The organism is Pseudomonas sp. 3A(2025) (genome assembly GCF_054589175.1).
Window position 1 is genome coordinate 1 of the sequence record NZ_BAAILM010000098.1, and the last position, 379, is coordinate 379.

At 59.1% G+C, this 379-nt stretch carries 1 protein-coding gene; it reads right to left on the minus strand.

Annotated elements, in window-relative coordinates; all coding sequences use genetic code 11:
• Positions 1-379, minus strand: a 379-nt coding sequence (locus tag ACYP2A_RS25775) for an AMP-binding protein (protein WP_459748760.1), incomplete at both ends; no start/stop codon positions are given.

Consider the following 379-nt stretch of genomic DNA (forward strand, 5'->3'; position numbering starts at 1 on the left):
CGAACACGACATAACGCAGCGCCAACGATTCAGTGCTGTCGCAGGCCACCGGGATCAACTGCTTGAACGCCGACGGTGTCTGGTTGAGTACGGTCACCTGCTCGCGGCACAGCAGGGCATGGAAGCTCTGCGGCGAACGTGCAACATCCTTCGGCACGATGACCGCCTTGCCGCCGTACAACAGCGCGCCATACAGCTCCCACACCGAGAAGTCGAAGGCGTAGGAGTGGAAGACCGTCCAGACGTCCTGGTCATTGAAGTGGAAATTTTCATCGGTGGCCTGGAACAGGCGCAAAACGTTGTGATGCGGCAACAGCGTACCCTTGGGCTTGCCGGTCGAGCCCGAGGTATAGATCACATAGGCCAGGTTTTCAGGTCG